This window comes from Serratia sp. JSRIV006 (assembly GCF_019968685.1).
Lineage (GTDB): Bacteria > Pseudomonadota > Gammaproteobacteria > Enterobacterales > Enterobacteriaceae > Chania > Chania fonticola_B.
In genome coordinates this window covers 1,327,179-1,352,926 of record NZ_CP074137.1, presented here as the reverse complement: position 1 = coordinate 1,352,926, position 25,748 = coordinate 1,327,179, and the positions used below count along the sequence as shown (strand labels likewise).

The window sequence follows — 25,748 nt, the reverse complement described above, 5'->3', positions numbered from 1 at the left end:
CTTAATCGCGGAAGTTTTTAAACTGGAACGGCTGTCCCAGATCGGCACCACGGATCAGCGCCATCACGCTTTGCAGATCGTCGCGTGCCTTACCGGTAACGCGGATTTCATCACCCTGGATCTGCGCCTGTACCTTCAGCTTGCTGTCTTTGATCAGCTTGACGATCTTCTTCGCCATTGAGCTTTCGATCCCCTGCTTGAGCTTGGCATCCACGCTGTAGGTTTTGCCACTGTGGGTCAGTTCTTCCGGGATTTCCAGCGCACCGCCTTCAATGCTGCGTTTCATCAGTTTTTCGCGCAGGATATCGAGCAATTGCTGCACCTGGAAGTCAGACTCGCTGGCGACCTTAATGCTTTGGTCTTTCTCGTTCAGCTCAAAGCTGGCCGGTACGTTACGGAAATCCCAACGGGTGCTGAGATCGCGGGTAGCGTTATCAACGGCGTTGCGAACTTCCTGCATATCAATTTCGGAAACGATGTCGAAAGATGGCATACTTCTCTTCCTCCTGAATGGGTGCTGTATGATTTCGTTGCCGTGCATGATACCCGCTTTGCGGTTTCAGGCAAAATTCAGATATATGCCTGAACAAGACGTTCAACAACAGAAAAGCCTATAATCAAAAGGATGCATCAGTGGTCTTTCCGAAAACCAGGGAGATGAAATGAAAATAACCATTCTTGGTTGCGGCGCGCTCGGACAACTGTGGCTAGCCAAACTCTATCAGCAGGGCCACGATGTACAGGGATGGTTACGGGTGCCCCAGCCATTTTGTGCGGTCAACGTCATTGAACCCGACGGCACCTCGTTTAACCGTAATTTACCCACCAACGATCCTGAACACCTGCGGCAAAGTGAGTTGCTGCTGGTCACGCTGAAAGCCTGGCAGGTTTCCAGCGCGGTGACGGCATTGCTGCCCAAATTAAACCCTCGCTGTGCCATTTTGCTGCTGCATAACGGCATAGGGACTCAAGAGGAATTGCCACCGCACAGCCAGCCGGTGCTTCAGGGAATTACCACCCATGCCGCACGCCACGATGGTAACACCATTGTGCACGTCGCCAACGGCACCACCCACATCGGCCCAACGACCCAGCAAGCCACCCACCTCAGCCATCTGGCAGAGATCCTGCACCAGGCTCTGCCCGACGTTGCCTGGCATAACAATATTGCTTCGGCCAGTTGGCGCAAGCTGGCGGTCAACTGCGTCATTAACCCGCTAACCGTGCTGTATGACTGCCGTAATGGCGATCTGCAACGCTATCCTGAGCAGATAGAGCTTATCTGTCGTGAAGTGGCTAGCGTGATGGAGATGGAAGGTCACCACACCTCGTGCGAAAGCCTGGTGTTCTATGTGATGCAGGTGATCCAGTCAACGGCGGACAACATCTCCTCAATGCTCCAGGATATCCGTTCTCAAAGGCACACCGAGATCGACTACATTACCGGTTATTTGCTGCGTCGCGGACGCAGCCACGGCATTCCGTTGCCAGAAAATACCCGGCTGTTTGAAATCATTAAACGCAAGGAAAATAGCTATGAGCGTATCGGTATTGGTCTGCCTGGCACCTGGTAGTGAAGAAACCGAGGCCGTAACCACCATCGACCTGCTGGTTCGCGCCGGTGTCAAAGTAACGACCGCCAGCGTTGCCAGTGATGGTGGCCTGACCATCGTCTGCTCACGCGGCGTCAAGCTGCTGGCAGACGCCCCCTTGGTGGCAATTGTTGATGACCACTTTGACGCCATCGTCTTACCTGGCGGTATCAAGGGAGCAGAGTGTTTTCGCGATAGCCCGTTGCTGGTGGAAAAAGTTCGCCAGATGCATCTGCAAGGCAATATTGTCGCCGCCATCTGTGCGGCACCGGCCTTGGTATTGCAGCATCACCAACTGTTCCCGATCGGCAATATGACCGGCTTCCCTGGCCTGAAAGAGCAAATTCCGGAAGATCAGTGGATGGAAAGACGCGTCGTGTTCGACCCACGCGTCAACCTGCTCACCAGTCAAGGGCCAGGCACCTCGATGGAATTTGCCCTGAAACTGATCGATTTGCTGTTGGGTAAGGCCAAAGCGGCTGAGATAGCGGCACAGCTGGTACTGATCCCCGGCATGTACGACTTCCGCGATTGAAGCAATATTGGCAGGCCGGCTGGCCTGCCAAGCCAATGGCTTATTCGCTGATGGTAAAGGTCAGCGTTGAAAGCAACACGGATTCATCACATTTCGCCTTATCCGCATAAGGCAGTTTATGTTCGGTTTCGACTACCCAATATCCTGCCTTCAGCGGGTAAACGTTGACTTTGCCCTTGCCGTCGGTCTGATTCAAAAAGGCTTTGGCATGACTATGCGTATGCCCGTGGTGCTCGTGTTGGTCGCCAAATCCGGCAAACGTCGCCGTCACATCGGCATTCTTTAGCGGTTTCCCGTCATACAATACCTGTATTGGCAACGGCTGCCCTGGCTTGATGGTGGCCGGGTTGGCTAACGGGATAATTTCCAGCTGCAACCCCTGCGGCTGGCTGATGACTGCGGTCTCTGTCGCCCCATCGATGTTCACAATGGTTTTGCCAAACATGGAGGCCCGCTCGCAGTAAAGCGCGTCTGGCATTTCCGTCCTGCTCTGCTGTTGCCATCCCGATTTATTTTTCGACCAATAGGTGGGGTTATAGATAGCGATAGCGGCATAGCTACCCTTGGCTAACGGTTTTTCCGTCACGAACTGGTAATTCTCTTTACCAGGCTTCAGCATCAGATCCCCATTCTTACCGATCAGCTGTGCCGGTGCGAAAATGTGCAGGCGATCTTCAGGGATCGCTTCTGCGGTAGGGAACTCATCTCCATAACCGAGCTCTATCGTGCTCTGCCCGCCCGCAGCGGGTAACGCATTAACCCATAACGAATGGGCCTGCGAATGGCTGACAAACCAAAAAGGCAGTATCGCCACCAACTTTTTCAACTGCATTAACCTGCTCCTTTCCCAATCCACACAAAAGATATGTTATAACGTAACAATAAATAAACCAAAGTAAGCCACTATGTCAAAGTTATTCGAGGGGAAAGAGAAAAAAAGAGGATCAAGCAGAGGAAGTGGTCAAGGATAGCAACACCAGAGAAACGGCATTGCTACCCTGCAACGCAGATTACGGGCGGTAGACTTTAACGTTAGCGTAGCCCTGCTCCAGCAGGTACAGCGCTTGCAAACGGCTCATTACGCCGCGCTCACAGTACAGCAGATAGGTTTTGCTCTGATCGAGATCGGCAAACTGCGTGCCTAACTTGTAGAACGGCAGCAGTTTGACTTCCACCTGCGCCAATTGCAGCGGCTTCTCTTCCTGCTCGTCCACCGAGCGGATATCCAGGATCACTTCGTTAGCGCTGAATTCAGCCACGGTTTCTACTTCGGCGACCTGCTGACTGGTTTCTTCTGCGATAGTGCGGATATCGACGTTACGCGCTTCGCGCACCACGCGATTGAGGATCTCGAAGTCAAAGTGCCCTTCTTCCTCTTCAATCCTGGTTTTGATTGCCTTGACCGTCGGGCTTTTTGAGATCACACCACAATATTCCGGCATGGTCTTGGCAAAGTCTTCAGTGCCGATTTCACGCGCCACGTTGATGATGTGCTCTTTATCATGCGAGATCAGCGGGCGCAGGATCAGGGTATCGGAGGCGTTATCGATCAGACGCAGGTTGGTCAGGGTCTGGCTGGAAACCTGGCCCAGCGCTTCGCCGGTCACCAAAGCCTGCACATCATAACGTTCAGCAACCTGGGAAGCGGCACGTACCATCATGCGTTTGAGCACCACGCCCATTTGACCATCGTCGACCTTTTCCAGGATCTCACCGACCACCGGTTCGAAATCGATCGCCACAAAGCGCACCTTGTGTGAGCTGCCGAAGCGGTTCCACAGATAGTAGGCAACCTGCTTGACGCCAATTTCGTGCGCCGCGCCACCCAGATTAAAGAAGCAATAATGTACACGGCAGCCACGGCGCATCAGCATATAACTGGAAACACCAGAGTCAAAACCGCCGGAAATCAGTGACAGCACATCTTCCTGAGTGCCAATCGGGTAGCCGCCAATGCCTTCGCGGCGCGCCTTGACCAACATCAGCTTGTCGTCATCGATCTCCAGATTTACCGTCACCTGAGGGCGAGAAAGTTTGACGCGCGCGCTTTCAATATGCTGGTTCAAACCGCCACCAACGTAACGCTCTACATCCTGCGAGCTGAACTCATGCTTGCCGCGGCGTTTCACCCGCACGCAGAAGGTCTTGCCTTCCAGTTGCTCGCGGTAGGTTTCCAGCGTCTGCTCAAAGATGTGGTGGACATCGGTATAGGCGCGATCTTCCACTTCCAGGATATGGTGAATGCCGGGAATACGCGTCAGAGCATCGGCAATCACCGGGCGCTGATCTTCGTTTTTGGCACGCACCTCGATAAAATCCCAGTGACGGACAACCGCCAGAGTTTCATCATACTGCTTCAGGACGTTACGGATGTTGGTAGTCAGGATCTTAATGAAGCGCAAGCGCACAGATTGACTCTTGATGGTGATTTCCGGGAACAATTTAATGATAAACTTCATGGCGGTCTTTATAGTCTGATGAAAATTAGGCAATACCTCTGCCCTATGGGTTTCAGCGGCCGTGGTTAGCTGCCACTGCAAGGCTATTAGGTATACAATGGCGATAAGATTGATAAAATCGCGGGCTGGCCGAGCTTTTATCAATCTTATCTGGGCGCGAAGTATATCACTATCTGCATGCGCGCCGTGCACAAAACCACATAGACGTGCCATGATTTGCTAATCAAGATCCGCTAGGATAGGCTCGGGCCCCACTGTTCACATGATGATGTAAAAAGAAAACTATGGCGAAAAAACCTGCACAATCAGACAGTAAAGAGCAAAGCATCAGCTTTGAGAATTCTCTGAGCGAACTCGAGAGTATCGTAACCCGGCTGGAATCTGGCGAGTTGCCTCTGGAAGATGCGCTTAATGAGTTTGAGCGTGGCGTCCAATTGGCTCGCCAGGGCCAACAGAAGCTGCAACAGGCGGAGCAGCGAGTACAGATCCTGCTCAACGACCAGAACGACGATGCCGCACTGACCCCTTTTACCCCGGACGCTGAGTAATTACGATGTCTGAGTTCCACGATCAGTTACAGGCCTTCCATCAGCGCAGCGATCGCGCACTGCTTGGCTATATCGCTCCGCTGCCGTTCAATGATGGCAAAATGGTTGAGGCGATGCGTCACGGCGCCTTACTGGGCGGTAAACGACTACGGCCTTTCCTGGTTTACGCCACCGGGCAAATGTTTGGCCTGAGCCTGGAGAATCTGGATGCCCCAGCGGCGGCGGTGGAATGCATCCATGCCTATTCGCTGATCCATGACGATCTGCCAGCGATGGATGACGACGATCTGCGCCGCGGCCAGCCAACCTGCCATATCAAATTCGGGGAAGCTAACGCGATTCTGGCGGGCGATGCCCTGCAAACGCTGGCTTTCTCGATCCTGGCTGACGCCGACATGCCCGATGTAACCCTGCGCGATCGGCTGGCGATGATTTCCGAACTGGCCAAAGCCAGCGGCGTTGCCGGTATGTGCGGTGGCCAGTCGCTGGATCTGGAAGCCGAAGGTAAGCAGATCGATCTACAGGCACTAGAACAGATCCACCGCCATAAAACCGGCGCGCTGATCCGTGCCGCGGTTCGCTTGGGGGCTTTGGCCGCCGGTGAGCCGGGCCGTGCTGCACTCCCTGAACTTGACCGTTACGCGGCCGCCATAGGGCTGGCGTTTCAGGTGCAGGACGATATTCTCGACGTCGTGGGCGAAACCGAAAAAATCGGTAAGCGCCAAGGCTCCGACCAACAGCTTGGCAAGAGTACCTACCCTGCACTACTTGGGCTTGACAGCGCCAAGTTAAAAGCGTGGGATCTCTATCAGGAAGCCTTGGCCGCATTAGACTCGTTGGCCACACAATCTTATAACACCGCACCGTTACGTGCATTGGCCAACTTCATTATTGAACGCGACAATTAACTCCTCTGATATGAGTACTGAATGAGTCTTGATATAGCCAAATACCCGACCTTGGCCTTAGCGGAAAATCCTGAAGAGCTCCGCTCATTGCCAAAAGAAAGCCTGCCGAAGTTGTGTGATGAACTGCGGCAATACCTGCTGGACAGCGTCAGCCGCTCCAGTGGCCACTTTGCGTCTGGGCTGGGTACCGTCGAGCTGACGGTGGCACTGCATTACGTCTACAACACTCCTTTCGATCACCTGGTTTGGGACGTTGGCCATCAGGCTTACCCACACAAGATCCTGACCGGTCGGCGTGACCGCATCTCGACCATCCGCCAGAAAAACGGCCTGCACCCTTTCCCGTGGCGCGCCGAAAGTGAATATGACGTGTTGTCCGTTGGCCACTCTTCAACCTCGATCAGCGCGGGTCTTGGTATGGCCGTGGCCGCCGCGCGTGAGGGCAAAAACCGCCGTACCGTCTGCGTGATAGGCGACGGTGCCATCACCGCAGGCATGGCGTTCGAAGCCATGAACCACGCTGGCGACATCACCCCGGATATGCTGGTGGTGCTGAACGATAACGAAATGTCGATCTCCGAAAACGTCGGAGCGTTGAATAATCATCTGGCGCAGCTGCTGTCTGGCAAGCTCTACTCCACGCTACGCGAAGGCGGCAAGAAGGTACTCTCCGGCGTACCGCCGATCAAAGAACTGCTCAAGCGTACCGAAGAACACCTCAAAGGCATGGTGGTCCCCGGCACGCTGTTTGAAGAGCTGGGCTTTAACTACATTGGCCCGGTAGACGGGCATGACGTGCAGGGATTGGCCGCTACGCTAAAAAACATGCGTGACCTGAAAGGCCCGCAGTTACTGCATATCATGACCAAGAAAGGCCGTGGCTATGCTCCGGCAGAAAAGGATCCGATCAGCTTCCACGCGGTGCCAAAATTCGATCCGGCCAGCGGCACCCTGCCAAAAAGCGCTGGCGGCCTGCCAACCTATTCCAAGATCTTTGGTGAATGGCTGTGTGAAACGGCGGCCAAAGACAGCCAACTGATGGCGATCACGCCAGCCATGCGCGAAGGTTCCGGCATGGTGCAGTTCTCTCGTGACTATCCGCAGCAATATTTCGACGTGGCGATCGCCGAGCAGCATGCGGTGACTTTCGCCGCCGGATTGGCGATCGGCGGTTACAAGCCGGTGGTGGCGATTTACTCTACCTTCCTGCAGCGCGCCTACGATCAGGTGATCCACGACGTAGCGATCCAGGAGCTGCCGGTGATGTTTGCCATCGACCGCGGTGGGATTGTCGGTGCAGATGGCCAGACCCACCAGGGCGCCTTTGATCTTTCGTTCCTGCGCTGTATCCCGAACATGGTGATCATGACGCCGAGCGATGAAAACGAATGCCGCCAGATGCTGTACACCGGTTATCACCATAATACGGGCCCAAGTGCGGTACGCTACCCACGGGGCAATGGTACGGGTGCAACGCTGGAACCTCTGGCTGCACTGCCGCTCGGTAAGGGCATAGTGCGCCGCGAAGGGGAAAAGATTGCCATCCTCAACTTTGGTACCCTGTTGGCGGAAGCCGCTCAGGTCGCCGAAGCGATGAACGCTACGCTGGTAGACATGCGCTTTGTCAAACCACTGGACGAACAGCTGGTGCTGGAAATGGCCGCCAGCCACGAAGTGTTGGTGACGCTGGAAGAGAACGCCATTATGGGCGGCGCTGGCAGTGGGGTTAACGAACTGCTGATGGCCAAACGCCGTGTGGTGCCCGTGCTGAATATTGGCCTGCCGGATTACTTTATCCCACAAGGAGGCCAGGAAGAGATCCGCAGCGATCTGGGCCTGGATGCGGCCGGTATTCAGCGCCAGATCGAAACCTGGTTGGCATGATTTAACCAAAAGGGCGTCCCACTGGGCGCCCTTATCAATCCCACCCTTCAACGCCACGCCCATCATTTCTGCATCATTTTCCGCTACAGTTATTTTTTGAACGGTACACAGGAGAGAGGCATGAAATATCTAAAGTTAGGTAACACCGATCTCAACATTTCCCGCATCTGTTTGGGTTGTATGACCTATGGAGAACCCTCACGTGGCAACCACGCCTGGACGCTGCCAGAGGAAAGCAGCCGCCCGTTGATCAAGCAGGCGCTGGATGCGGGCATCAACTTCTTTGATACCTCCAACAACTATTCCGATGGCAGCAGCGAGGAGATCGTTGGCCGGGCAATGCGCGACTTTGCTCGCCGCGACGAGGTGGTGATTGCCACCAAAGTCTATAACGCCATGAGCAACCTGGAGCGCGGCCTGTCACGCCCCAAGATCATGCAGTCGATCGACGACAGCCTGCGGCGTTTGGGTACCGACTACGTCGATTTACTGCAAATCCACCGTTGGGACTATGAAACCCCGATCGAAGAAACGCTGGAAGCCCTGCATGACGTAGTAAAAGCGGGTAAAGCACGCTATATCGGGGCCTCTTCGATGTACGCCTGGCAGTTTGCCAAGGCGCTGTACACCGCCGATCTGCACGGCTGGACACGTTTTGTCAGCATGCAGGATCAGTACAACCTGATCCAACGGGAAGAAGAGCGCGAAATGCACCCGCTATGCGCCGCCGAAGGGATTGCCGTACTTCCCTGGAGCCCGCTGGCTCGTGGCAGGCTGACACGCCCCTGGGGCGAAACTACAGCGCGTCTGGTCAGCGACCTATATGGCAAAACCTTGTATGACGCTACCGAAGGGGTTGATGCCCTGATTGCCGAGCGCGTAGCCACTATTGCTGAAGAGCGCAGCGTTTCGCGAGCGCAAATCGCCCTGGCATGGCTGCTGAGTAAACCAGTGGTTACCGCGCCGATTATTGGTGCCTCACGCAGCGAACACTTGGTCGATGCCTTAGCCGCCGTTGATCTGGAGCTAACATCGCAAGAGATTGCAGAATTAGAAACGGCCTATGTGCCACATCATGTGGTCGGCTTTGAATAGCAACTGAGGCGTACTCAAAAATGCAAAAACCCGACTGGTGAGGTCGGGTTTTTGCGTTTCGGCCGATACTCTGACCAGGGTAGAACTATCCCTAACTAACACGGGCCAGTATAAGACAAAAGATTGAGAGGTGCAAATTCGTACAATTTGACGCTCGTTTTTTACTCACCCCTCCGATATAATCAGGAGGTTAGTCATAGTGATAGTTAAACTTTGGCCTTTCGCAGCGTGGGATAGACGTCTTCAAGTCCTGGCTGAAATACAGGTGGTGCTGATTTCAGTGCTCTGGCCGGAGTTGAACTATCCCTAACTAACATTCGGGATAAACCGTTGTGACAGGCAGCGTATGAGTAAGCAACGGCGTTCTCACTCCACTTGATGGAGAAACGGATGAAAACTTTGATTGATAAAGTTCTCATCGTTCTTAAAGCGCTGGTTGCGCTGCTGGAACTGATCCGCCGGCTCATCGATTGATGACTGTGGAAACGTAGCTAAGGTCGGGGGTTTTTGCCGCCTCCGACCTTTAATAATAACTATTGAGCGCTCCCGAAGTGATCGTAACCACGCCAAGGCAGTTCAACCTCTTGCTGATCGCGGTAGAACTTCATCCCTTCAGACTGCGGGCCGATCTGGCCAATACAGGTGTAATCCGCACCTAAATGGCTTAATGCCACTTCCAGCGCACCCCGATTGATCTCTGGCACGGTGAAGCACAGTTCATAATCTTCACCGCCGGTCAGCGCCCAGCGCAACGCCTGATCTTCATCGGTATTGCTGGTCAGCGTCTGCGACAGCGGCAACTCATCCAGCTCGATACGGGCACCGCACTCAGAGGCGTTCAGCACGTGTCTCAGATCGGAAATCAGACCGTCGGAGATATCGATCGCCGAGCTGGCCAAATCACGCAGCGCCTGGCCTTGCAGCACACGCGGATGCGGGCGCAGATGGCGCGCCAACAGATATTGTTGAGCAGCCCGATCGCTCACTTGCAAACGATCCTGCAGGATTGCCAGCCCGGCGGCGCTGTCGCCCAGCGTACCGGTCACGTAAATCCAGTCGCCAATACGCGCGCCGCTGCGGGTTAGCGCCCGCCCGACCGGGATATGGCCGTGGATCGTCAACGTCATGCTCAGCGGGCCACGGGTAGTGTCGCCGCCAATCAGTTGCATGCCGTAGTAATTCATCTGTTCGAACAGGCTATCGCTGAACGCCTTGAGCCACTCTTCGTTCACTTCCGGCAACGTCAACGCCAGCGATAGCCACGCGGGATCGGCGCCCATTGCTGCCAGGTCGCTCAGGTTAACCGCCAGGGCTTTATAACCGAGATCGGCGGGATCGATATCCGCCAGGAAGTGAATACCCGAAACCAGGGTATCGGTACTGATGGCTAAAAGCTGTTTTTCCGGCACTGTAAGCAGTGCGCAGTCATCGCCGATGCCGAGCTGTACGTCGCGGCGCACACTTTTGAACCGGTCAAAATAGCGGGCAATGAGATCAAATTCGCCACATGCCATAATTCGTCTTCCAAAGAAGTAAGGCCGGTTTCCCGGCCTTATATTTTATTTTTTCCTACGGATGCTGGGGGCTGCTTTATCCAGCACGCCATTGACAAACTTGTGGCTATCTTCTGCGCCGAAGGTTTTCGCCAGTTCGATCGCTTCGTTGATGGCCACTTTGTAAGGGACGTCTTCACGCATTTTCAGCTCGAACAGCGCAATGCGCAGTACGGCTCTTTCCACCTGGCCCAATTCTTCGAGCTGGCGCGACAGGAAGGGGGCCATCAGGCCATCCAGCATACCTGCGTTGACTGCCACACCGGACAGCAGCTCACGAAAATAGGCGACGTCAACATCTTTGACATCCTGCTCCGTCAGGAACTGGTGTTCAACATCGGCAATGTCATTTTTAGACAACTGCCAAGAGTAAATCGCTTGAACAGCGCACTCACGAGCGCGACGACGAGCAGCAGGTTTCACGGAATTCCCCTTAAACTAAATTCAGGCTTTAATAGCTTTGATTACATTAATCATTTCAAGTGCGGTCAGGGCGGCTTCTGCGCCTTTGTTGCCCGCTTTGGTGCCGGCACGCTCGATCGCTTGTTCGATACTTTCGGTGGTCAGCACGCCAAAGGCAACCGGGATCTCGGTATTCATAGAGACTTGGCCCAGACCGGAGCTGGCTTCGCCCGCCACATATTCGAAGTGCGCGGTGCCCCCACGGATCACCGTACCCAGAGCAATCACCGCATCGTATTTACCGGTGTTAGCCAGCACGCGTGCGGTTAATGGCAGCTCGTAAGCGCCTGGGACCCAAACAACGGTGATGTTGTCATCAGCAACCTGGCCGATACGCTTCAGTGCATCAATGGCACCTTGCAGCAGGCTGTCGTTGATGAAATTGTTAAAACGTGCAATTGCGATCGCCACACGGGCATTTGGAGTAGCAACAACACCTTCGATAACTTTCATGGGCTTTCCTTAAAAATGGGTTCAATACCCCGCAGGGGGGCGGATTCTATCATATTCTTTGCCCGGCTGCGCGGCGCTTTTGTAAAACGCGGCTGCACCGGCAGGCAAAGGTTACATTCTCTATTTGGCGGTTAACCGCAGGCGCAGATCGGGGCCAATCTGACGCACCTCGCTAAAGACAAACTCAGGCGCATCGGCCAAGTGCGTCAGCCCCGGTAGTTGACACAGCCCACGGGCATTATCCCCCAATAGTTTGGGCGCGATGTACAAGACGAGCTCATCCACCAGCCCAGCCTGCAGCAGCGCACCGGCAAGCTGTGCGCCAGCCTCGACCCAGATGCTGTTCACCTGGCGCTTGGCCAGTTGCATCATCATTACCACCAGATCGATACCGCCGCCGTGCAGTGGGAAAGATAATTGCTCTACCCCTGCTGGCCAAACCCGATCGTCTGGCTGCTGGCGTGCCAACCAAGTCATCCCCGGTTGCTGCACGACCCGGTGCTGAGGCGTGACCCGGTTCTGGCTGTCCAGAATAATCCGTAGCGGCTGGCGCAGGCTGTCACGCGGATAAATCTGCTGGGTTTCACTGCTCAGTTCATCCCAGCGCACCGTTAGCGAAGGATCGTCGGCCAACACGGTTGCGCTGGTGCTGAGGATCGCCGAACTGGCCGCCCGCAACTCCTGTACATCCCGCCGGGCCTGCGGTGAGGTGATCCACTGGCTTTCCCCCGAGGCCATCGCCGTACGGCCATCCAGTGAAGCGCCCAGCTTGAGCTGCACATAGGGAAACCCGGTGCGCATACGCTTGAGGAACCCCAGATTGACCGCTTCCGCCTCTGCCAGCATTACGCCGTGGCGCACTTCGATGCCCGCCTGTTGCAGCTTGTATAGCCCACGCCCGGCAACCTGCGGATTAGGATCTTGCATGGCTGCCACCACGCGGCTGACTCCCGCTGCAATCAAAGCATCTGCACAAGGTGGCGTACGGCCATGGTGGCTACAAGGTTCCAGCGTGACATAGGCCGTAGCCCCTCGCGCCTTTTCCCCTGCCATGCGCAAAGCGTGTACTTCAGCATGAGGCTCACCGGCCCGCAAATGAAAGCCTTCACCCACGATACTACCATCGCGCACGATCACGCAGCCCACGTTCGGGTTCGGCGTGGTGGTAAAACACCCCAGACGTGCCAGCTCAAAGGCACGTGCCATATAGAATTCGTCGTTTTGCATGCGGACCCTGTTAATCCTGCAGTTTGGCGATCTCTTCGCCGAATTCGCGAATGTCTTCAAAACTGCGATATACCGAAGCGAAGCGGATATACGCGACCTTATCCAGCTTCTTTAACGCATCCATCACCAGATTGCCGACCATTTTGGTGGGCACTTCACGCTCGCCGGTAGCACGCAGCTGGGATTTGATGTGGTTGATGGCGTTTTCTACGTCGTCGGAGCTGACCGGGCGCTTTTCCAGCGCTTTCAGCATGCCACGGCGCAGTTTATCTTCGTTGAACGGTTCGCGAACCTCATCACTTTTGATCACTCGTGGCATTACCAGTTCGGCCACTTCAAAAGTGGTAAAACGTTCATTACACACCAGACATTGGCGACGACGGCGCACCTGCGATCCATCACCCACCAGGCGGGAATCAATCACTTTGGTATCAACGGCAGCGCAGAAAGGGCAATGCATAACTCGTCCTGATAAGCGTTTACATAGTTGAGCACAGTTTACCCCGAACTAACGCCACAACAAAGACCGCCGGGCATTTGTTGCGAATTGCGTCCATCATTGAGTAATAAAGCACCCCTAAAAGGCACTGGACATGACTTTGGCCAGCGATCGGTCTAAGCTGGTAGCCAGTGTGATTGAAGAGGAAATTGCCGTTATGACAATCCGTTATCGTCAGGTTTGTCTGCTCACCGCCATGATCCTGCTGGCCGGTTGTGCACAGAACCGCGAAGTGCCGAAACTCACCAACCAGGTGGTTGAGCTGAAACAGGTGCTGGGGGAGTTGACCGAGCAGGCGACCGCCCTGGAGCGCCAAAATCGGCTTAACCAAAGCTCAACCAGCGGCGTCTACCTGCTGCCAGCCGCCAATAATGCCGCCAGATTACACAGCAGCGTGGGTGAGCTTAGCCTGTCGCTCAACTATGTGAAGAGCGAGGCCAACGGCAGCCAGGCAATACTGTATGTGCGTACGCTCTCAGGCCAATATCTGCCAGGCTTTACCGCTACGTTGGAGTGGGGCCAGCTGGATGCCGCAACCGGTATGCCTCTGACCGCGCAGGCGCAGTCGCAACAAATTCAGAGCGCCAGTTCGCTGCTGCCAAAAACCGAGCAAATCTTTGAACTGCGCCTGAGTGGCGTAACGCCATCGCAACTGGGCTATATCCGTGTGCATAGCATAGAGCCCATTGCTCAACGTTGATACGACGAGTCACCCAATCCCCGTTGTTCACGGGGATTGGGCCAGCAAGATTAACCTAAACGCTGCAGCTTTGCTGGTAACCCCTGCCGCACCGCCGCCCCGCTGACCCAGTCCAGCCAGCTATTACCGACTTCGCGAGTCGGATCGGCCAGCCCCAGATCGTTGAGGTTGATCCCTGCGGCAATGCGTGGATCCGATGCCAATGCCTGCCCATCCAGCGAATGAACCCGAGCCCCCATTTCACGATGCCCATAACCGTGTTCAATGGCAATCACGCCCGGCATGACCCCGTCGAGCAAGCTGATTTGCGCTTCCACGCTGCCGCCCGGCGTCTGCAACCTGACCCGGTCGCCATGTTGTAACCCATAGCGCTCGGCATCTAGCGGGTTGAGCGCGACCAGATTAACCGCCTTCACGGCCCGCAAACGCTCGATAGGAGCAGTTGAGCTGCTCATCAGGTGCGACTTGAACGACATCAGCCGGAACGGCCACGCCTCGCTCGGGTAGTGCTGCGCCACGTCGGAGCCGTCGGCAAAACGTGGTGGATAATAGGTTGGACAGCCGCTATAGCGCTCCCCGGTCATGGCATGGCGATGGCGTGCCACCTCTTCATTCCAGATATTCAGCCCCTGCTTCCACTGCGGACCGGTCGCCTCCCCTTGCCAAGCCTGCTCATGAGGCGCGAAACGGCCACCACGCGCCAGCACATAGCCCACCCGCAGCCGCTCGTCCGGTTTCAACACCTGATTCAGCGCCGGTTGCAGACGATCAACGCCGGTCAGGCGCAGCTCGCTCTCCGTCGCCTCAGGCACTGGCTCACCGGCAAACGCCACGTTGGCCGCTGCACGCAGGTAGTAATCTTCGGCACAATGCAGCCCGCAAGGGTTACCTTGCGCATCCTGCAACGCCCCGTCGCCGAATCCCGGCAGCCCCATGGCCTTCGAGAGCGCAATAACAAAGCTCTCCAGCGCGATCGGCTGCCCATCCGCCGTCTTGGCTGTTCGCGCAGGCACCACTGGCCAACGGGCGGTACTGGCCTTGACCATTACGCCAGACCAAGGGGAGGTAAATCCCCAACTTTCAAAGTTATGCGTATCCGGCACGATATAGTCCGCCAACGCGCTGGTTTCGTTAATAAAGGCGTCGACGGAAATGAACAGCGGCAGATGCTGCGGATCCTTCAGCCTGCTCTCCACCACGTCGCGCAACCCAGCTACACCATAGAGCGGGTTGCCCATGTGATTGATCCAGGCTTTCAGCGGATAAGGGTATCCCATCAGCGCCGGAGCTAGCTGCTCGGTAAACTGACCAGCCACAAAGGGATACCACGGCCCCCGCGCCGGATAAGGATTGACACCTTGTTCCACCTTGCGGCGATATTCATCTGACTTTTCGTACGCCTGCTTACTGCGCGACAGCACCAATCCTTTCGGCTTCACCATCTCAGGGAAAGTGGCGAGATTGTAGCGTGGCCCTTCGGCAAACTCCTTGAACTTGCCGCCGCCTACTGAAACGCCCCCCTTGAGATTAAGGTTACCGATCAGCGCATTGAGCATCATCACCGCCCAGCTGCTATAGAAACCGTTGCCGCTCATCATGCCGCCATGGGAGATCACTGCCGCCTGCCGCTGATAGGACGTAAACTCCTTGGCCAACGCCGCAATGGTTTCAGCGCTAACGCCACACTGGGCGCTGTATTCAGCCAGAGTAAAGCGTTGCGCCGCCAATTGCAGACAACGCAAGCTGGAGCGCACCCGTACCGATGAGCCATCGGCCAGTTGAACCTGCTGCTCAACCAGCAGTTGTCCACGCATGGCCTCGGTGGCGGGCAGTGGTTCGTTTCGCTGTGCGTCCCACACCAAGGCAGGGCTTTCCTCATCACCGCCAGCCCCACCTACCAGATGTGACTTACGCAGGAACTGGCCGCACAGAGGATGATCGTCATCGATCACCACCAGATGCGTGGCATTCGACCAGCTTTTTTCACCGGCCGCCTGCATGGCCGCCTCGCCGGGTAACGCCAGATAATCGGCGTTATAACGCTCCTGGTCGATAATCCAACGGATCATGCCCATCGCTAGCGCTGAGTCCGTCCCCGGCAGTACCGGCACCCAGCGGTTATGATCGTTGGCCAGCGTGGTGGTCAACGGCAGCGCCGGGGCTACCACCACATAGCGGAACTCATCGCGCAGGCGGGCATTGGCTAACTGACGCCCCTGCCGTTTGAACGGGTTACCGGACTGTGCGGGTGACGTCCCCAGAAACAGTGCAAAGCGCAGATGATCCCAGTCGGGTTTCACATGGGCGTTTTTGTCCAGATCGCCCATCAGCGCTCCGGAACCTGCCCGATAGGCTAGACCACAGTAAGCGCCATGATGGCCGAAGTTGCGCGTGCCAAAGGCGTTTTGTGCAAAGCGTTTGATAAAGGTATCCCGCCCCTCATCACCTGCGTTGGTGACCAGCAGTTGGTTAGCCTTCGGCCCAAGCGTTGGCTGTGCCGGATCGAGCGGCGTTTGCAGATCGCGGATGGCCCGTAATCCCTCCACTGGCCCTTCACCAAACAGATCGCCGCCTTCAACCACTTCCTTGATCAGTTGTTCAAAACTGATGCGCTGCCACTGCCCGCCACCGCGCGGCCCTACCCGTTTCATCGGTTCCAGCACCCGGTAGGGGCTGGTCAGCCCTTCCAGCAGAGTTGCACCGCGAGCACAAGCGGTTGAGCGCTGTTCCAGACCAGCATCACCGCCTAGCCGGTTGAGCGCATCACTCACGGGCAAACGATAAGGAAAATGATGATCGTGCGACAGCGGATGATAGGGGTTACCCGCTACGCGCAGTATCTGATTGCTGTCACGATCGACCCGCACCCGTAGGCCGCACAGCGTCCAGCAGCCAAAACATTGTGTCATGGAAACTGCCTGCTGCGGATTGGCCTGCCAGCCTTCGGGATGCTGACGGCCTTCTGGCGGTAACGCATTGGCACTGATCCGGTCCAGCGTCAGTTTTCCACTGCTGCCGTCACGCAGGCCGGTAAACACCTTTTGCACCATTTCGCTGTAGCTGGCACCAAACACGGCCAGCCCACCCAAAGCGAGCCCGCCTTTCAACCACTGACGACGCGTTGACTTAGCCATAGCGTTTTTTCTCCATCAACCCATGCTGTAATTCACGAACCCCGATGATCAATGCCAGCCACAGCCCGAAGGTTCCGAGGATGGCCAATAGCCCCTCGCTGCCGAGCGGTAACACATAGGGGTTGAACAATATATTGAACTTGGGCAGTGTCTGGGTTTGCATCAGCAGCATCCAGCGCACGCCCCAACAGAGCAACAACGCTGCCACGCATTGTGCTAACAGACCTGCCGTCCCTAGCGCCCGATGACGCGATCGCCAAGCCGAAACCAGCAATAGCAGGATCAAGACGGCAAATGTGCTGCCAACCCATGACCAAGCGCTCCCCTGGGTGGGTAACTGACGCAATGCAGCAGCGGAGTCACTACCGTCCAACCACCAGCCCAGGCTGGAGAGGCACAGCAACAGCAGAGAGATCCCTTGATAGCGTGCCAAGCGCGATTGCCATTGGGGTTCGTGACGTAACCAGTAGGCCAGCATTGGCGGAACGGCCTGCATAGCGGTGAGCAGCAATAGCCAAGGCAACCACAGGTTGTACCACAACGGTTGTGAACGCAGCACGGACACTTCGCGGCCGGTATAGAGCAAGATGCTGACGGCTGAAAGCAGCGTGGCCAAGGCTATCCAGCGCAACCATTTCTCTTCTTGCCAAGCGGGCCAGATCTGTAACCAGCGCGCCCAAAATGGCAGGGCTTTTGCCCTCAGTTGGCAACGCAGCAGCAAAATGAAATAGGCCATTACCAGCAAGGTAAACAGCGGCAAAAACACCGAGCCAAGAGACATCCACGACCAAGGTGCAAAATGGGCATAGAAGTGCCAGATTCGAGCGGGCTGATGTAAATCCGCACTCAGAGCCAACGGAGCCACAGTGCCGCTCACCACCGCCAACGAAACGGCGGTCAACTCCAGCCGAGATACCTCAGACGCTGAACGCCAGCGTAGCCAGGCCGCAATGGCAATGCTGCTACATGCCAGGCCGATGAAAAAGAAATACTGTACCGCCCAGGGCAACCAGGCGATCTCCTGTGGGCGAGCCATCACTTCGCGGATCATGAGTGTACCTCCTGCCACAGCGCCGGTTGTCCCCGGACATGGCTGACAAAAGCCTCATCCAGCCCCAGATAAAACACCTGCGGGTGCGTCCCCTGCTCGGGTTTCAGCACCTTTAGTTCCCCTCGATGCTGTTCCAGCATGCGCCTTATAGTGCCTTGTTCATCGTTGAGATCGCCAATCATGCGCGCACCGCCGACGCAGGATTCCACGCAGGCAGGCAACAGTCCGGCATCCAGGCGGTGGACGCAGAAGGTGCATTTATCCGCGGTTTGGGTTTCATGGTTGATAAAGCGCGCCTCATAGGGGCAGGCTTGCACACAGTAGGCGCAGCCGACACAGCGCGTGTTATCAATCACCACAATGCCGTCCTCACGCTGGAAGGTCGCCTGTACCGGGCAGACCGGCACGCATGGCGGGTTATCACAATGATTGCACAGGCGCGGTAGCAGCACGTTGGTGGGGATACGCTGGCTATCCGTGACGACCTGATACTGCAGCACACTGGTGCGAAACTGCCCCTGCGGCAGCTGATTTTCTATCGCGCAGCTAACCGTGCAGGCCTGGCAGCCAATACAGCGGCGCAGATCGATCAACATCGCCATACGCTTTTTGCCGTCGCCTTCACGCCGCTCGGGTTGCAACTGCCAGCCGGAGTGCGCCAGCGGTACCAATGCGGCTCCTGCGGTCAGGACACCGAGGCGTTGTAAAAATTGCCGTTTTCCACTATCCATTGATTTCTCCCAAAAAGTATCAACCGGGGAGCTGATACAAAGGAGTGTAAAAGTGGCGTACGACCGTCCATATTGTGGTTTACCACATTCCCTACTGCGGCTTGATCCAGGACAATTCCTGCTGGCGATCGAGATCATAAAAATGGAGATGATGTGAAAAAGGCAGTACTGATGATCTTGCTATGCGGTTGGTTGAGCCCGGCCTTGGCGGGGCAATGGACTATCGCCGTGCTGGCATTACGCGGCGATACACATGCGCTGGCCCAATGGCAGCCGTTAATTAACCATCTCAACCGTCAGTTCCCAGACGAAAGCTTTCAACTGTTGCCGCTGAACCTGGCCGATATGGGGGAAGCCGTCAGCAACGGCCAGGTCGATTTTCTGCTCACCAACCCGGCGCAGTATATTCAGTTGGACAATAGTTATCCGTTACGCTGGTTGGTGTCCTTACGCTCCGGGAAAAATCAGCAGAACGCTTCAAACAACGTAATAGGCAGCGTGATATTGGTACGCCGCGATAGCCCAGTGATCAACGCCGATCAGCTCACCGGAAAAAAAGTGGGCGCGGTCTCCCCTGACGCCTTTGGCGGCTATCTTCTGGGCTATAAGGAACTGTTGGCCGCCGGCGTACATCCGGAAAAAGATCTGCAACTGCACTTCAGCGGTTATCCGGTGGACGCCCTGCTTTATCTGCTGCGCGATCGGGCACTGGACGCGGCCATCGTGCCGGTTTGTCTACTGGAAGAGATGGAGAAAGAGGGATTACTCAAAGCCAATGATTATCGTGCCCTGCTGGCCAAACCCAGCGCACAGCCCTGCCTGACCAGTAGCGTGCTTTATCCCAACTGGTCGTTTGCTGCCTTGAACCACGTCCCCGATCCCCTGGTCGACGAGCTGACCCGCCAACTGTTGCAAATGGATACCCCAGGTCTCCCTGCCTGGGGCGCTCCCGCCTCATCTCGCCAGGTAGATCAATTGCTGCGCGATCTGGATCGCCATCCGGCACAGCGTTCACTCTGGCAAGAGATACACAGTTGGGCATTGCAACATCTGCTCCTGCTTGGCGCGCTCGCCGGGGGCATGCTACTGCTTGGCACTAACCACCTGTGGATCGGCCACTTGGTACGCCAGCGTGGGCGCGAGCTAGAACAAATGCATCTGACGCTGCGGGCCAGAGAAGCGGCGCTAGCCCGGGCGCAACGTCTCAGCACTCTGGGTGAGATGGCCTCCGGCTTTGCTCACGAACTTAACCAGCCTCTGGCGGCAATACGTCACTATGCCGAAGGCTGCCGTATTCGCCTTGAACGCAGCGATCCGCAGCACGAGCTGTTGCCGATCCTCGAACAGATTGGCCAACAGGCGCAGCGCGGGGCAGAAATCATCGTCAATCTGCGCCAATGGGTCAGCAAAACGCCACACCATGAGAGCGCACAATGGCTAACGCTGCGCCCCCTGGTGGAAAACGTCATCAAGCTGATGCGCATCGAACAGCATTACCCTCAGTGCCAGTTGGCCATCATCATCGCCCCGAAAAGCCAGTTGTATAGCCAGGCCACGCTGTTGGAGCAGGTGCTCACCAACTTGTTAAGTAACAGCCTGCAGGCCGGTTCACAGCAGATCACCCTGAGGCTGGAAACCGATGGCGATCGCCAGACGCTGATACTGGAAGACGATGGCGGCGGCCTCAGCGCCGAACAGTTAGCACAGCCGTTCGTGCCTTTTCGCAGTACTAAATCTGAAGGTCTTGGCCTGGGGCTGGTGATCTGCCAGCGGCTGCTAAGGAGCCAGCAGGGGGAGCTGACGCTGGAAAATTATTCGATATCGCCACAACGGCAGGGGCTACGCGTTACCCTGCTCTTCCCTGGGATCAAAAAGGAAACACGCCATGGCGCTGATACATCTGGTCGATGACGATCTGGCAGTCACCGACGCCAGCCGCTTTTTACTCGAAGGGTTGGATTACCGGGTGAAGATCTGGAACGACAGCCAAAGCTTTATCGACCAAGTCGACCCTTACCAATGCGGCGTCGTGATGCTGGATATTCGCATGCCGGGGATCGATGGGCAGCAAATCCATCAGCGGCTACGCGAGCGGGAAAGTACGCTGGCAGTAGTGATCGTTACCGGCCATGGCGATATCGCCATGGCGGTAGCAGAGATGAAATTGGGGGCGTTGGATTTCCTGCAAAAGCCGATTGCCACCGCACCGCTGATCGCCGCGTTGGAACGGGGGATCGCCCATTCTCAACGCCAAGTGGAGCGCTACCAGTTGCAGCAGCGTTACAGTACGCTAACCTCACGCGAGCGTGATATCGCTAGCGGCGTTGCCGCCGGAATGACCAACAAGGCCATCGCCGATCGTTACTTCGTTGCCGTACGCACCGTCGAGGTACACCGCTCTAAAGTGATGGAGAAGATGCAGGCCACCAGCCTGGCGGAATTGGTGAGCTCGCTGAACCTGCTGGCTGCACAGGAGCAAAAAAAATGCCGGTCAGCGTAAACTGACCGGCATCGGGTTCAGACGGTGCGTGGCTTACTCAGCCACATACCGGGCAATCACGGCAGGATCGAAGGCTGATCGGCGCCCTCTTTCTCCACTTTCTGCTGCAGCATGTGTTCGCGTTTCATACCCAGTTTCAACGCCAACGCAGAGGCGACGTAGATAGAGGATATGGTACCGATAGACACACCGATCAGCATGGTCAGGGAGAAGCCCTGCAGCATCGCGCCGCCGAAGATGTACAGCATCAGAACCACCATCAGCGTAGTGGCGGAGGTCATGATGGTACGGCTCAGCGTCTGCGTCAGCGAGACGTTCATGATTTCGTAAGGCGTACCGCGACGGATCTTGCGGAAGTTCTCACGAATACGGTCAGATACCACGATACTGTCGTTCAGCGAGTAACCGATCACCGACATCAAGGATGCCACGATGGTCAGGTCAATCTCGATATGGAACAGCGACAGCACGCCCATGGTGATAACCACGTCGTGCGCCAGGGCGATAACGGCCCCCGCGGCCAAACGCCATTCAAAACGGAAGCCCACGTAAATCAGGATACAGATCAACGCCACCAGCAGCGCCATGCCGCCGGTTTGTGCCAGTTCTGCCCCTACGCTCGGGCCAACGAATTCAATACGCTTGACGGACGCATTCTTATCGACCGATTCGTTGATCACGCCAATAACTTTGTTACCCAGTTCCTGGCCTGCAGTACCGACCGCCGGTGGCATACGCACCATCACGTCACGGCTGCTGCCAAAGTTCTGGATAATCGGGTCCTGGAACCCGGCTTTTTCCAACGTATCGCGCATCAGGTCCAGATTCGCGGGTTGTTCCAGAGTAATTTCAATCACCGTACCACCGGTGAAATCCAGACCCCAGTTAAACCCACGCACGGACATGGTGGCGATCGACGCTACCAACAGCACCAAAGAGATGCCGAAGGCCACGTAATCCCAGCGCATAAAGTCATAGACTTTACGGCCGTAGTTGAGTTGTTCAACAGTATAATCCTGTGCCACAACGCACTCCTCAGATAGACAGCTTGTTAATGCGCTTGCCGCCGTAAAGCAGGTTGACGATGGCACGGGTACCGACAATCGCGGTGAACATGGACGTCGCCACACCGATTGCGGTGGTAATTGCAAAGCCCTTGATCGAACCGGTACCGACTGCGTACAGAATGATCGCGGTGATCAACGTCGTGACGTTGGCATCAACGATACTGGAGAACGCGCCTTTATAGCCCTCATGGATCGCCTGCTGAATGGATCGTCCATTCTTCAGTTCCTCCTTGATACGTTCGTTTATCAGTACGTTGGCGTCAACCGCCACCGCCAGCGTCAGCACGATCCCGGCAATCCCCGGCATGGTTAGCGTCGCCCCTGGTAGCAGAGACATCACGCCAACGATCAACACCAGGTTAGCCATCAGCGCGGTAGAGGCGATCAGGCCAAACTTGCGGTACCAGACCACCATAAAGACGATCGAAGCCACCAGGCCCCACAGGCAAGCTTCCAGGCCCTGGGTGATGTTCTGTTGCCCCAAGGTTGGACCTATGGTCCGCTCTTCCACGATCTGGATAGGCGCAATCAACGCACCGGCACGCAGCAGCAGCGACAGCTGACGTGCTTCGTTCGGGTTGCTGATACCGGTGATACGGAAGCTGTTACCCAGACGTGACTGAATGTTCGCCACGTTGATCACTTCTTCCTGCTTCACCAGCACGGAACGGCCGTTGGCATCTTTCTTGCCGCTGTCTTTATACTCCACGAACAGCGTCGCCATTGGCTTGCCAATGCTGTCTTTGGTGAAGTTGGACATGGCAGTACCACCAGCGCTGTCCAGTGAGATATTTACCTGCGGCTGGTTGTACTCATCGGTGCTGGAGGTGGAGTCTGTAATGTGGTCACCGGTCAGGATGACACGCTTGTACAGCACAACCGGTTGGCCTTCACGGGTGTATTTCACCTCGGAGTCACCCGGCACACGGCCATTGGCCGCAGCGGTCGCATCCGCGTTGGTGTTCACCAGACGGAATTCCAGCGTAGCGGTCGCACCCAAAATTTCTTTGGCGCGCGCGGTATCCTGGATACCCGGCAATTCAACAACGATACGATCGGCACCCTGGCGCTGTACCAACGGTTCGGCAACGCCGAGCTGGTTAACACGATTACGCAGGATGGTGATGTTCTGCTGCACCGCATACTCACGCGCTTCGCTCAGGCGAGCGTCGGTCATCGTTGCTTTCAGGGTGTTGCTGCCGTTGGCAGAAAGCACCAGATCGCGCTGACGTGGCGTCATGTAGCTGATGGCCTGGTCGCGAGCGGCGTTGTCACGGAAGCGAACTTCCACGCCGTTGTTGTCCAACTTGCGGATCGCAGCGTAAGGAATGCCCTTTTCACGCAGTTCGCTGCGCAGGGTATCCATAGTTTGTTCTTGCAACTTGCTCAGCGCGGTGTCCATGTCGACTTCCATCAGGAAGTGCACGCCACCACGTAAATCCAGACCCAGCTTCATCGGCTCGGCGTTGAGCATCGCCAGCCAGGCAGGCGTTGCCGGGGCAAGGTTCAATGCGACGACATATTTGTCACCCAGTTCCGCCATCAAGGCTTCACGGGCGCGCAGCTGAACGTCAGGATCTTTAAAGCGAGCCAGGATGGCACCGTTTTCCAGCGCAATCGACTTGCTCGCAATATTGTCTTTTTCTAATACAGAACGGACTTGGTCCAGCGTAGTTTCACTGGCGGCGACTCCGCGCGCGCCAGTGATCTGTACGGCCGGATCCTCTCCGTAAATGTTGGGAAGCGCATATAGCAGTCCGACGAGGATCACCACGATCAACATCAGATACTTCCACAGAGGATAACGGTTTAGCACGGCAGTTCCCTTAGGGAAAACAAAATTACAGGGCCTTCATAGTACCTTTCGGCAGAACGGCCGCCACGAAGTCACGCTTGATCATCACTTCCGTGGTGTCATTCAGCGCGATGGCAATGATACCGGTATCTGCCACTTTAGTGACACGGCCAATCAGGCCACCGGTGGTCAACACTTCATCACCCTTGCCGATGGAGTCCATCAGTTTTTTGTGCTCTTTAGCACGTTTCTGCTGTGGGCGCAGGATCATGAAATAGAAAATCAGACCAAACACCACCAGCATAATGATCAAAGAGTACGGGCTACCCTGAGATGGAGCCCCTGCTGCTGCCACTGCATCGGAAATGAAAAAGCTCATTAAAATTCCCTCATTAAATTTTCAATTATTAATTCAAGCGTTTAAAGGTGGTATCGGTTTACCGATCCGACCATAAAAATCCGCCACAAACAGCTCTAATTTACCCTCTTCAATGGCCTGGCGTAAACCCGCCATCAAACGTTGGTAATAGCGCAAGTTATGGATGGTGTTCAATCGGGCACCGAGAATTTCGTTGCAGCGATCGAGATGATGCAAATAGGCACGACTATAATGGCGACAAGTATAGCAGTCACACTCACTGTCCAGCGTGGAGGTATCATCCTTGTGCTTGGCATTACGGATTTTTACCACACCGTCCGTCACGAACAAATGGCCGTTACGGGCATTACGCGTTGGCATCACGCAGTCGAACATGTCGATGCCGCGACGCACGCCTTCAACCAGATCTTCCGGCTTGCCAACCCCCATCAGATAGCGTGGCTTATCTTCTGGAATTTGTGGGCAAACGTGTTCAAGAATGCGATGCATATCCTCTTTTGGCTCACCTACCGCCAAACCGCCCACAGCGTAACCATCAAAGCCGATCTCCACCAGCCCTTTTACCGATACATCACGTAAATCTTCGTAAACGCCGCCTTGGATAATACCGAATAACGCATTGTTGTTATTCAGTTCATCAAAACGCTGGCGGCTGCGCTGCGCCCAACGCAGAGACATTTCCATCGAACGCTTGGCATAGTCCCAATCCGCCGGGTAAGGCGTGCATTCGTCGAAAATCATCACGATGTCAGACCCCAGGTCGTACTGGATCTCCATCGATTTTTCCGGGCTGAGGAACACCTTATCGCCGTTGATTGGGTTACGGAAATAAACGCCTTCCTCTTTAATCTTGCGCATCGCCCCCAGGCTGAACACCTGGAAACCACCGGAGTCGGTCAGGATCGGCCCGTGCCACTGCATAAAGTCATGCAGATCGCCGTGCAGCTTCATGATCTCCTGCCCTGGGCGCAGCCACAGGTGGAAGGTGTTACCCAACAGGATCTGCGCACCGGTGTCTTTCACTTCTTCCGGCGTCATACCTTTGACCGTGCCATAAGTCCCCACCGGCATAAAGGCCGGGGTTTCCACTACGCCACGCTCAAAGACCAGGCGGCCGCGACGAGCACGGCCATCGGTTGTCTGTAATTCGTACTTCACAAAACCTCCAGCGTCAGA

Annotated in this window: 25 protein-coding genes; 10 read left to right on the top strand and 15 right to left on the bottom strand. The window is 55.9% G+C overall.

The window, feature by feature from the left end:
• Position 1: 1 nt before the first annotated feature.
• Positions 2–493 carry a YajQ family cyclic di-GMP-binding protein gene (locus KGP16_RS06100; protein WP_021180179.1) on the bottom strand — a complete coding sequence of 164 codons (492 nt, stop codon included), beginning with the start codon at positions 491–493 and terminating at the stop codon, positions 2–4.
• 169 nt (positions 494–662) lie between these two features.
• Between KGP16_RS06100 and panE the strand changes: the two genes are divergently transcribed.
• Positions 663–1,574: a 2-dehydropantoate 2-reductase gene (panE, locus tag KGP16_RS06095; RefSeq protein WP_021805488.1), complete on the top strand. Its 912-nt coding sequence runs from the start codon at positions 663–665 to the stop codon at positions 1,572–1,574.
• Positions 1,537–2,127, top strand: a complete 591-nt coding sequence (gene yajL, locus KGP16_RS06090) for a protein deglycase YajL (protein WP_223500972.1) — start codon at positions 1,537–1,539, stop codon at positions 2,125–2,127. The genes panE and yajL overlap by 38 nt, the downstream gene beginning before the upstream one ends.
• A 40-nt stretch (positions 2,128–2,167) precedes the next feature.
• Here yajL and KGP16_RS06085 read toward each other — a convergent pair whose 3' ends face one another.
• Positions 2,168–2,959 (bottom strand): DUF4198 domain-containing protein, encoded by a 792-nt coding sequence (locus tag KGP16_RS06085; RefSeq protein WP_021805489.1) that lies wholly within the window; start codon positions 2,957–2,959, stop codon positions 2,168–2,170.
• Between the two features lie 178 nt (positions 2,960–3,137).
• Positions 3,138–4,586: a tRNA uracil 4-sulfurtransferase ThiI gene (thiI, locus tag KGP16_RS06080; protein ID WP_037375262.1), complete on the bottom strand. Its 1,449-nt coding sequence runs from the start codon at positions 4,584–4,586 to the stop codon at positions 3,138–3,140.
• A gap of 284 nt (positions 4,587–4,870) precedes the next feature.
• Here thiI and xseB point away from each other — a divergent pair, with 284 nt between their 5' ends.
• From xseB to dinQ, 5 genes are all read left to right on the top strand, one after another.
• Entirely contained in the window at positions 4,871–5,134 is a 264-nt protein-coding gene (xseB, locus tag KGP16_RS06075; protein WP_024483932.1) for an exodeoxyribonuclease VII small subunit, read from the top strand.
• Between the two features lie 5 nt (positions 5,135–5,139).
• Positions 5,140–6,042, top strand: a complete 903-nt coding sequence (ispA, locus tag KGP16_RS06070; protein WP_115158613.1) for a (2E,6E)-farnesyl diphosphate synthase — start codon at positions 5,140–5,142, stop codon at positions 6,040–6,042.
• A gap of 21 nt (positions 6,043–6,063) precedes the next feature.
• Positions 6,064–7,926 (top strand): 1-deoxy-D-xylulose-5-phosphate synthase, encoded by a 1,863-nt coding sequence (gene dxs, locus KGP16_RS06065; RefSeq protein ID WP_021805492.1) that lies wholly within the window; start codon positions 6,064–6,066, stop codon positions 7,924–7,926.
• A gap of 120 nt (positions 7,927–8,046) precedes the next feature.
• The gene (locus tag KGP16_RS06060; protein ID WP_094981202.1) at positions 8,047–9,021 is read left to right on the top strand and encodes an aldo/keto reductase; all 975 of its coding nucleotides are present in this window, start codon (positions 8,047–8,049) and stop codon (positions 9,019–9,021) included.
• 378 nt (positions 9,022–9,399) lie between these two features.
• Positions 9,400–9,495 carry a damage-inducible type I toxin DinQ gene (gene dinQ, locus KGP16_RS27650; RefSeq protein WP_368443917.1) on the top strand — a complete coding sequence of 32 codons (96 nt, stop codon included), beginning with the start codon at positions 9,400–9,402 and terminating at the stop codon, positions 9,493–9,495.
• Positions 9,496–9,554: 59 nt separating this feature from the next.
• On the opposite strand, the gene thiL is transcribed toward dinQ, so the two are convergent.
• The 5 genes from thiL to nrdR all read right to left on the bottom strand — a co-directional run bounded on the left by thiL (position 9,555) and on the right by nrdR (position 13,176).
• Positions 9,555–10,535, bottom strand: a complete 981-nt coding sequence (gene thiL / locus KGP16_RS06055) for a thiamine-phosphate kinase (protein WP_223500970.1) — start codon at positions 10,533–10,535, stop codon at positions 9,555–9,557.
• A gap of 45 nt (positions 10,536–10,580) precedes the next feature.
• Complete coding sequence (gene nusB, locus KGP16_RS06050) at positions 10,581–10,997, bottom strand: transcription antitermination factor NusB (protein WP_021180188.1); 417 nt, start codon at positions 10,995–10,997, stop codon at positions 10,581–10,583.
• A gap of 21 nt (positions 10,998–11,018) precedes the next feature.
• The gene (gene ribE / locus KGP16_RS06045) at positions 11,019–11,489 is read right to left on the bottom strand and encodes a 6,7-dimethyl-8-ribityllumazine synthase (protein WP_021805495.1); all 471 of its coding nucleotides are present in this window, start codon (positions 11,487–11,489) and stop codon (positions 11,019–11,021) included.
• A gap of 120 nt (positions 11,490–11,609) precedes the next feature.
• Positions 11,610–12,716: a bifunctional diaminohydroxyphosphoribosylaminopyrimidine deaminase/5-amino-6-(5-phosphoribosylamino)uracil reductase RibD gene (ribD, locus tag KGP16_RS06040; RefSeq protein ID WP_223500969.1), complete on the bottom strand. Its 1,107-nt coding sequence runs from the start codon at positions 12,714–12,716 to the stop codon at positions 11,610–11,612.
• 10 nt (positions 12,717–12,726) lie between these two features.
• Positions 12,727–13,176 carry a transcriptional regulator NrdR gene (nrdR, locus tag KGP16_RS06035; protein WP_021180191.1) on the bottom strand — a complete coding sequence of 150 codons (450 nt, stop codon included), beginning with the start codon at positions 13,174–13,176 and terminating at the stop codon, positions 12,727–12,729.
• A gap of 196 nt (positions 13,177–13,372) precedes the next feature.
• On the opposite strand from nrdR, the gene KGP16_RS06030 reads away from it, so the two are divergent.
• Positions 13,373–13,915, top strand: coding sequence for a DUF3251 domain-containing protein (locus tag KGP16_RS06030; RefSeq protein ID WP_037375327.1), 543 nt, complete (start codon positions 13,373–13,375; stop codon positions 13,913–13,915).
• A 50-nt stretch (positions 13,916–13,965) separates the two neighbouring features.
• Here the strand turns inward: KGP16_RS06030 and ttrA are convergent, their stop codons facing one another.
• Genes ttrA through ttrB form a run of 3 tightly spaced genes read right to left on the bottom strand, consistent with a single transcriptional unit; the run spans position 13,966 to position 18,831 of the window.
• A complete protein-coding gene (gene ttrA / locus KGP16_RS06025; protein WP_223500968.1) occupies positions 13,966–17,049 on the bottom strand; it encodes a tetrathionate reductase subunit TtrA in 3,084 nt (1,027 codons plus the stop codon).
• Positions 17,042–18,100 (bottom strand): tetrathionate reductase subunit TtrC, encoded by a 1,059-nt coding sequence (gene ttrC, locus KGP16_RS06020; RefSeq protein ID WP_223500967.1) that lies wholly within the window; start codon positions 18,098–18,100, stop codon positions 17,042–17,044. Before ttrC ends, ttrA begins: the two co-directional genes overlap by 8 nt.
• Positions 18,097–18,831, bottom strand: a complete 735-nt coding sequence (gene ttrB, locus KGP16_RS06015; protein ID WP_223500966.1) for a tetrathionate reductase subunit TtrB — start codon at positions 18,829–18,831, stop codon at positions 18,097–18,099. Before ttrB ends, ttrC begins: the two co-directional genes overlap by 4 nt.
• A gap of 171 nt (positions 18,832–19,002) precedes the next feature.
• Between ttrB and ttrS the strand changes: the two genes are divergently transcribed.
• Both ttrS and ttrR read left to right on the top strand, forming a co-directional pair.
• On the top strand, positions 19,003–20,742 hold the full coding sequence (gene ttrS / locus KGP16_RS06010; RefSeq protein ID WP_371822708.1) for a tetrathionate respiration histidine kinase TtrS: 1,740 nt from the start codon (positions 19,003–19,005) through the stop codon (positions 20,740–20,742).
• On the top strand, positions 20,717–21,331 hold the full coding sequence (ttrR, locus tag KGP16_RS06005; protein WP_021180197.1) for a tetrathionate respiration response regulator TtrR: 615 nt from the start codon (positions 20,717–20,719) through the stop codon (positions 21,329–21,331). The genes ttrS and ttrR overlap by 26 nt, the downstream gene beginning before the upstream one ends.
• A 56-nt stretch (positions 21,332–21,387) precedes the next feature.
• Here ttrR and secF read toward each other — a convergent pair whose 3' ends face one another.
• From secF to tgt, 4 genes are read right to left on the bottom strand one after another with little or no spacing between them, the layout of a single operon-like run.
• Complete coding sequence (gene secF, locus KGP16_RS06000) at positions 21,388–22,356, bottom strand: protein translocase subunit SecF (RefSeq protein ID WP_024483920.1); 969 nt, start codon at positions 22,354–22,356, stop codon at positions 21,388–21,390.
• Positions 22,357–22,366: 10 nt separating this feature from the next.
• Positions 22,367–24,214 carry a protein translocase subunit SecD gene (gene secD / locus KGP16_RS05995; RefSeq protein WP_179248283.1) on the bottom strand — a complete coding sequence of 616 codons (1,848 nt, stop codon included), beginning with the start codon at positions 24,212–24,214 and terminating at the stop codon, positions 22,367–22,369.
• A 25-nt stretch (positions 24,215–24,239) separates the two neighbouring features.
• Positions 24,240–24,572, bottom strand: coding sequence for a preprotein translocase subunit YajC (gene yajC, locus KGP16_RS05990; RefSeq protein ID WP_021180200.1), 333 nt, complete (start codon positions 24,570–24,572; stop codon positions 24,240–24,242).
• Between the two features lie 33 nt (positions 24,573–24,605).
• Positions 24,606–25,730, bottom strand: a complete 1,125-nt coding sequence (gene tgt / locus KGP16_RS05985) for a tRNA guanosine(34) transglycosylase Tgt (RefSeq protein ID WP_021805505.1) — start codon at positions 25,728–25,730, stop codon at positions 24,606–24,608.
• Positions 25,731–25,748 lie beyond the last annotated feature (18 nt).

Bases quoted from the DNA above. Each gene is read 5' to 3' on its own strand.
- KGP16_RS06100 (WP_021180179.1), bottom strand. From the start codon at position 493: ATGCCATCTTTCGACATCGTTTCCGAAATTGATATGCAGGAAGTTCGC.
- panE (WP_021805488.1), top strand. From the start codon at position 663: ATGAAAATAACCATTCTTGGTTGCGGCGCGCTCGGACAACTGTGGCTA.
- yajL (WP_223500972.1), top strand. From the start codon at position 1,537: ATGAGCGTATCGGTATTGGTCTGCCTGGCACCTGGTAGTGAAGAAACC.
- KGP16_RS06085 (WP_021805489.1), bottom strand. From the start codon at position 2,959: ATGCAGTTGAAAAAGTTGGTGGCGATACTGCCTTTTTGGTTTGTCAGC.
- thiI (WP_037375262.1), bottom strand. From the start codon at position 4,586: ATGAAGTTTATCATTAAATTGTTCCCGGAAATCACCATCAAGAGTCAA.
- xseB (WP_024483932.1), top strand. From the start codon at position 4,871: ATGGCGAAAAAACCTGCACAATCAGACAGTAAAGAGCAAAGCATCAGC.
- ispA (WP_115158613.1), top strand. From the start codon at position 5,140: ATGTCTGAGTTCCACGATCAGTTACAGGCCTTCCATCAGCGCAGCGAT.
- dxs (WP_021805492.1), top strand. From the start codon at position 6,064: ATGAGTCTTGATATAGCCAAATACCCGACCTTGGCCTTAGCGGAAAAT.
- KGP16_RS06060 (WP_094981202.1), top strand. From the start codon at position 8,047: ATGAAATATCTAAAGTTAGGTAACACCGATCTCAACATTTCCCGCATC.
- dinQ (WP_368443917.1), top strand. From the start codon at position 9,400: ATGGAGAAACGGATGAAAACTTTGATTGATAAAGTTCTCATCGTTCTT.
- thiL (WP_223500970.1), bottom strand. From the start codon at position 10,535: ATGGCATGTGGCGAATTTGATCTCATTGCCCGCTATTTTGACCGGTTC.
- ribE (WP_021805495.1), bottom strand. From the start codon at position 11,489: ATGAAAGTTATCGAAGGTGTTGTTGCTACTCCAAATGCCCGTGTGGCG.
- ribD (WP_223500969.1), bottom strand. From the start codon at position 12,716: ATGCAAAACGACGAATTCTATATGGCACGTGCCTTTGAGCTGGCACGT.
- nrdR (WP_021180191.1), bottom strand. From the start codon at position 13,176: ATGCATTGCCCTTTCTGCGCTGCCGTTGATACCAAAGTGATTGATTCC.
- KGP16_RS06030 (WP_037375327.1), top strand. From the start codon at position 13,373: ATGACAATCCGTTATCGTCAGGTTTGTCTGCTCACCGCCATGATCCTG.
- ttrA (WP_223500968.1), bottom strand. From the start codon at position 17,049: ATGGCTAAGTCAACGCGTCGTCAGTGGTTGAAAGGCGGGCTCGCTTTG.
- ttrC (WP_223500967.1), bottom strand. From the start codon at position 18,100: ATGATCCGCGAAGTGATGGCTCGCCCACAGGAGATCGCCTGGTTGCCC.
- ttrB (WP_223500966.1), bottom strand. From the start codon at position 18,831: ATGGATAGTGGAAAACGGCAATTTTTACAACGCCTCGGTGTCCTGACC.
- ttrS (WP_371822708.1), top strand. From the start codon at position 19,003: ATGATCTTGCTATGCGGTTGGTTGAGCCCGGCCTTGGCGGGGCAATGG.
- ttrR (WP_021180197.1), top strand. From the start codon at position 20,717: ATGGCGCTGATACATCTGGTCGATGACGATCTGGCAGTCACCGACGCC.
- yajC (WP_021180200.1), bottom strand. From the start codon at position 24,572: ATGAGCTTTTTCATTTCCGATGCAGTGGCAGCAGCAGGGGCTCCATCT.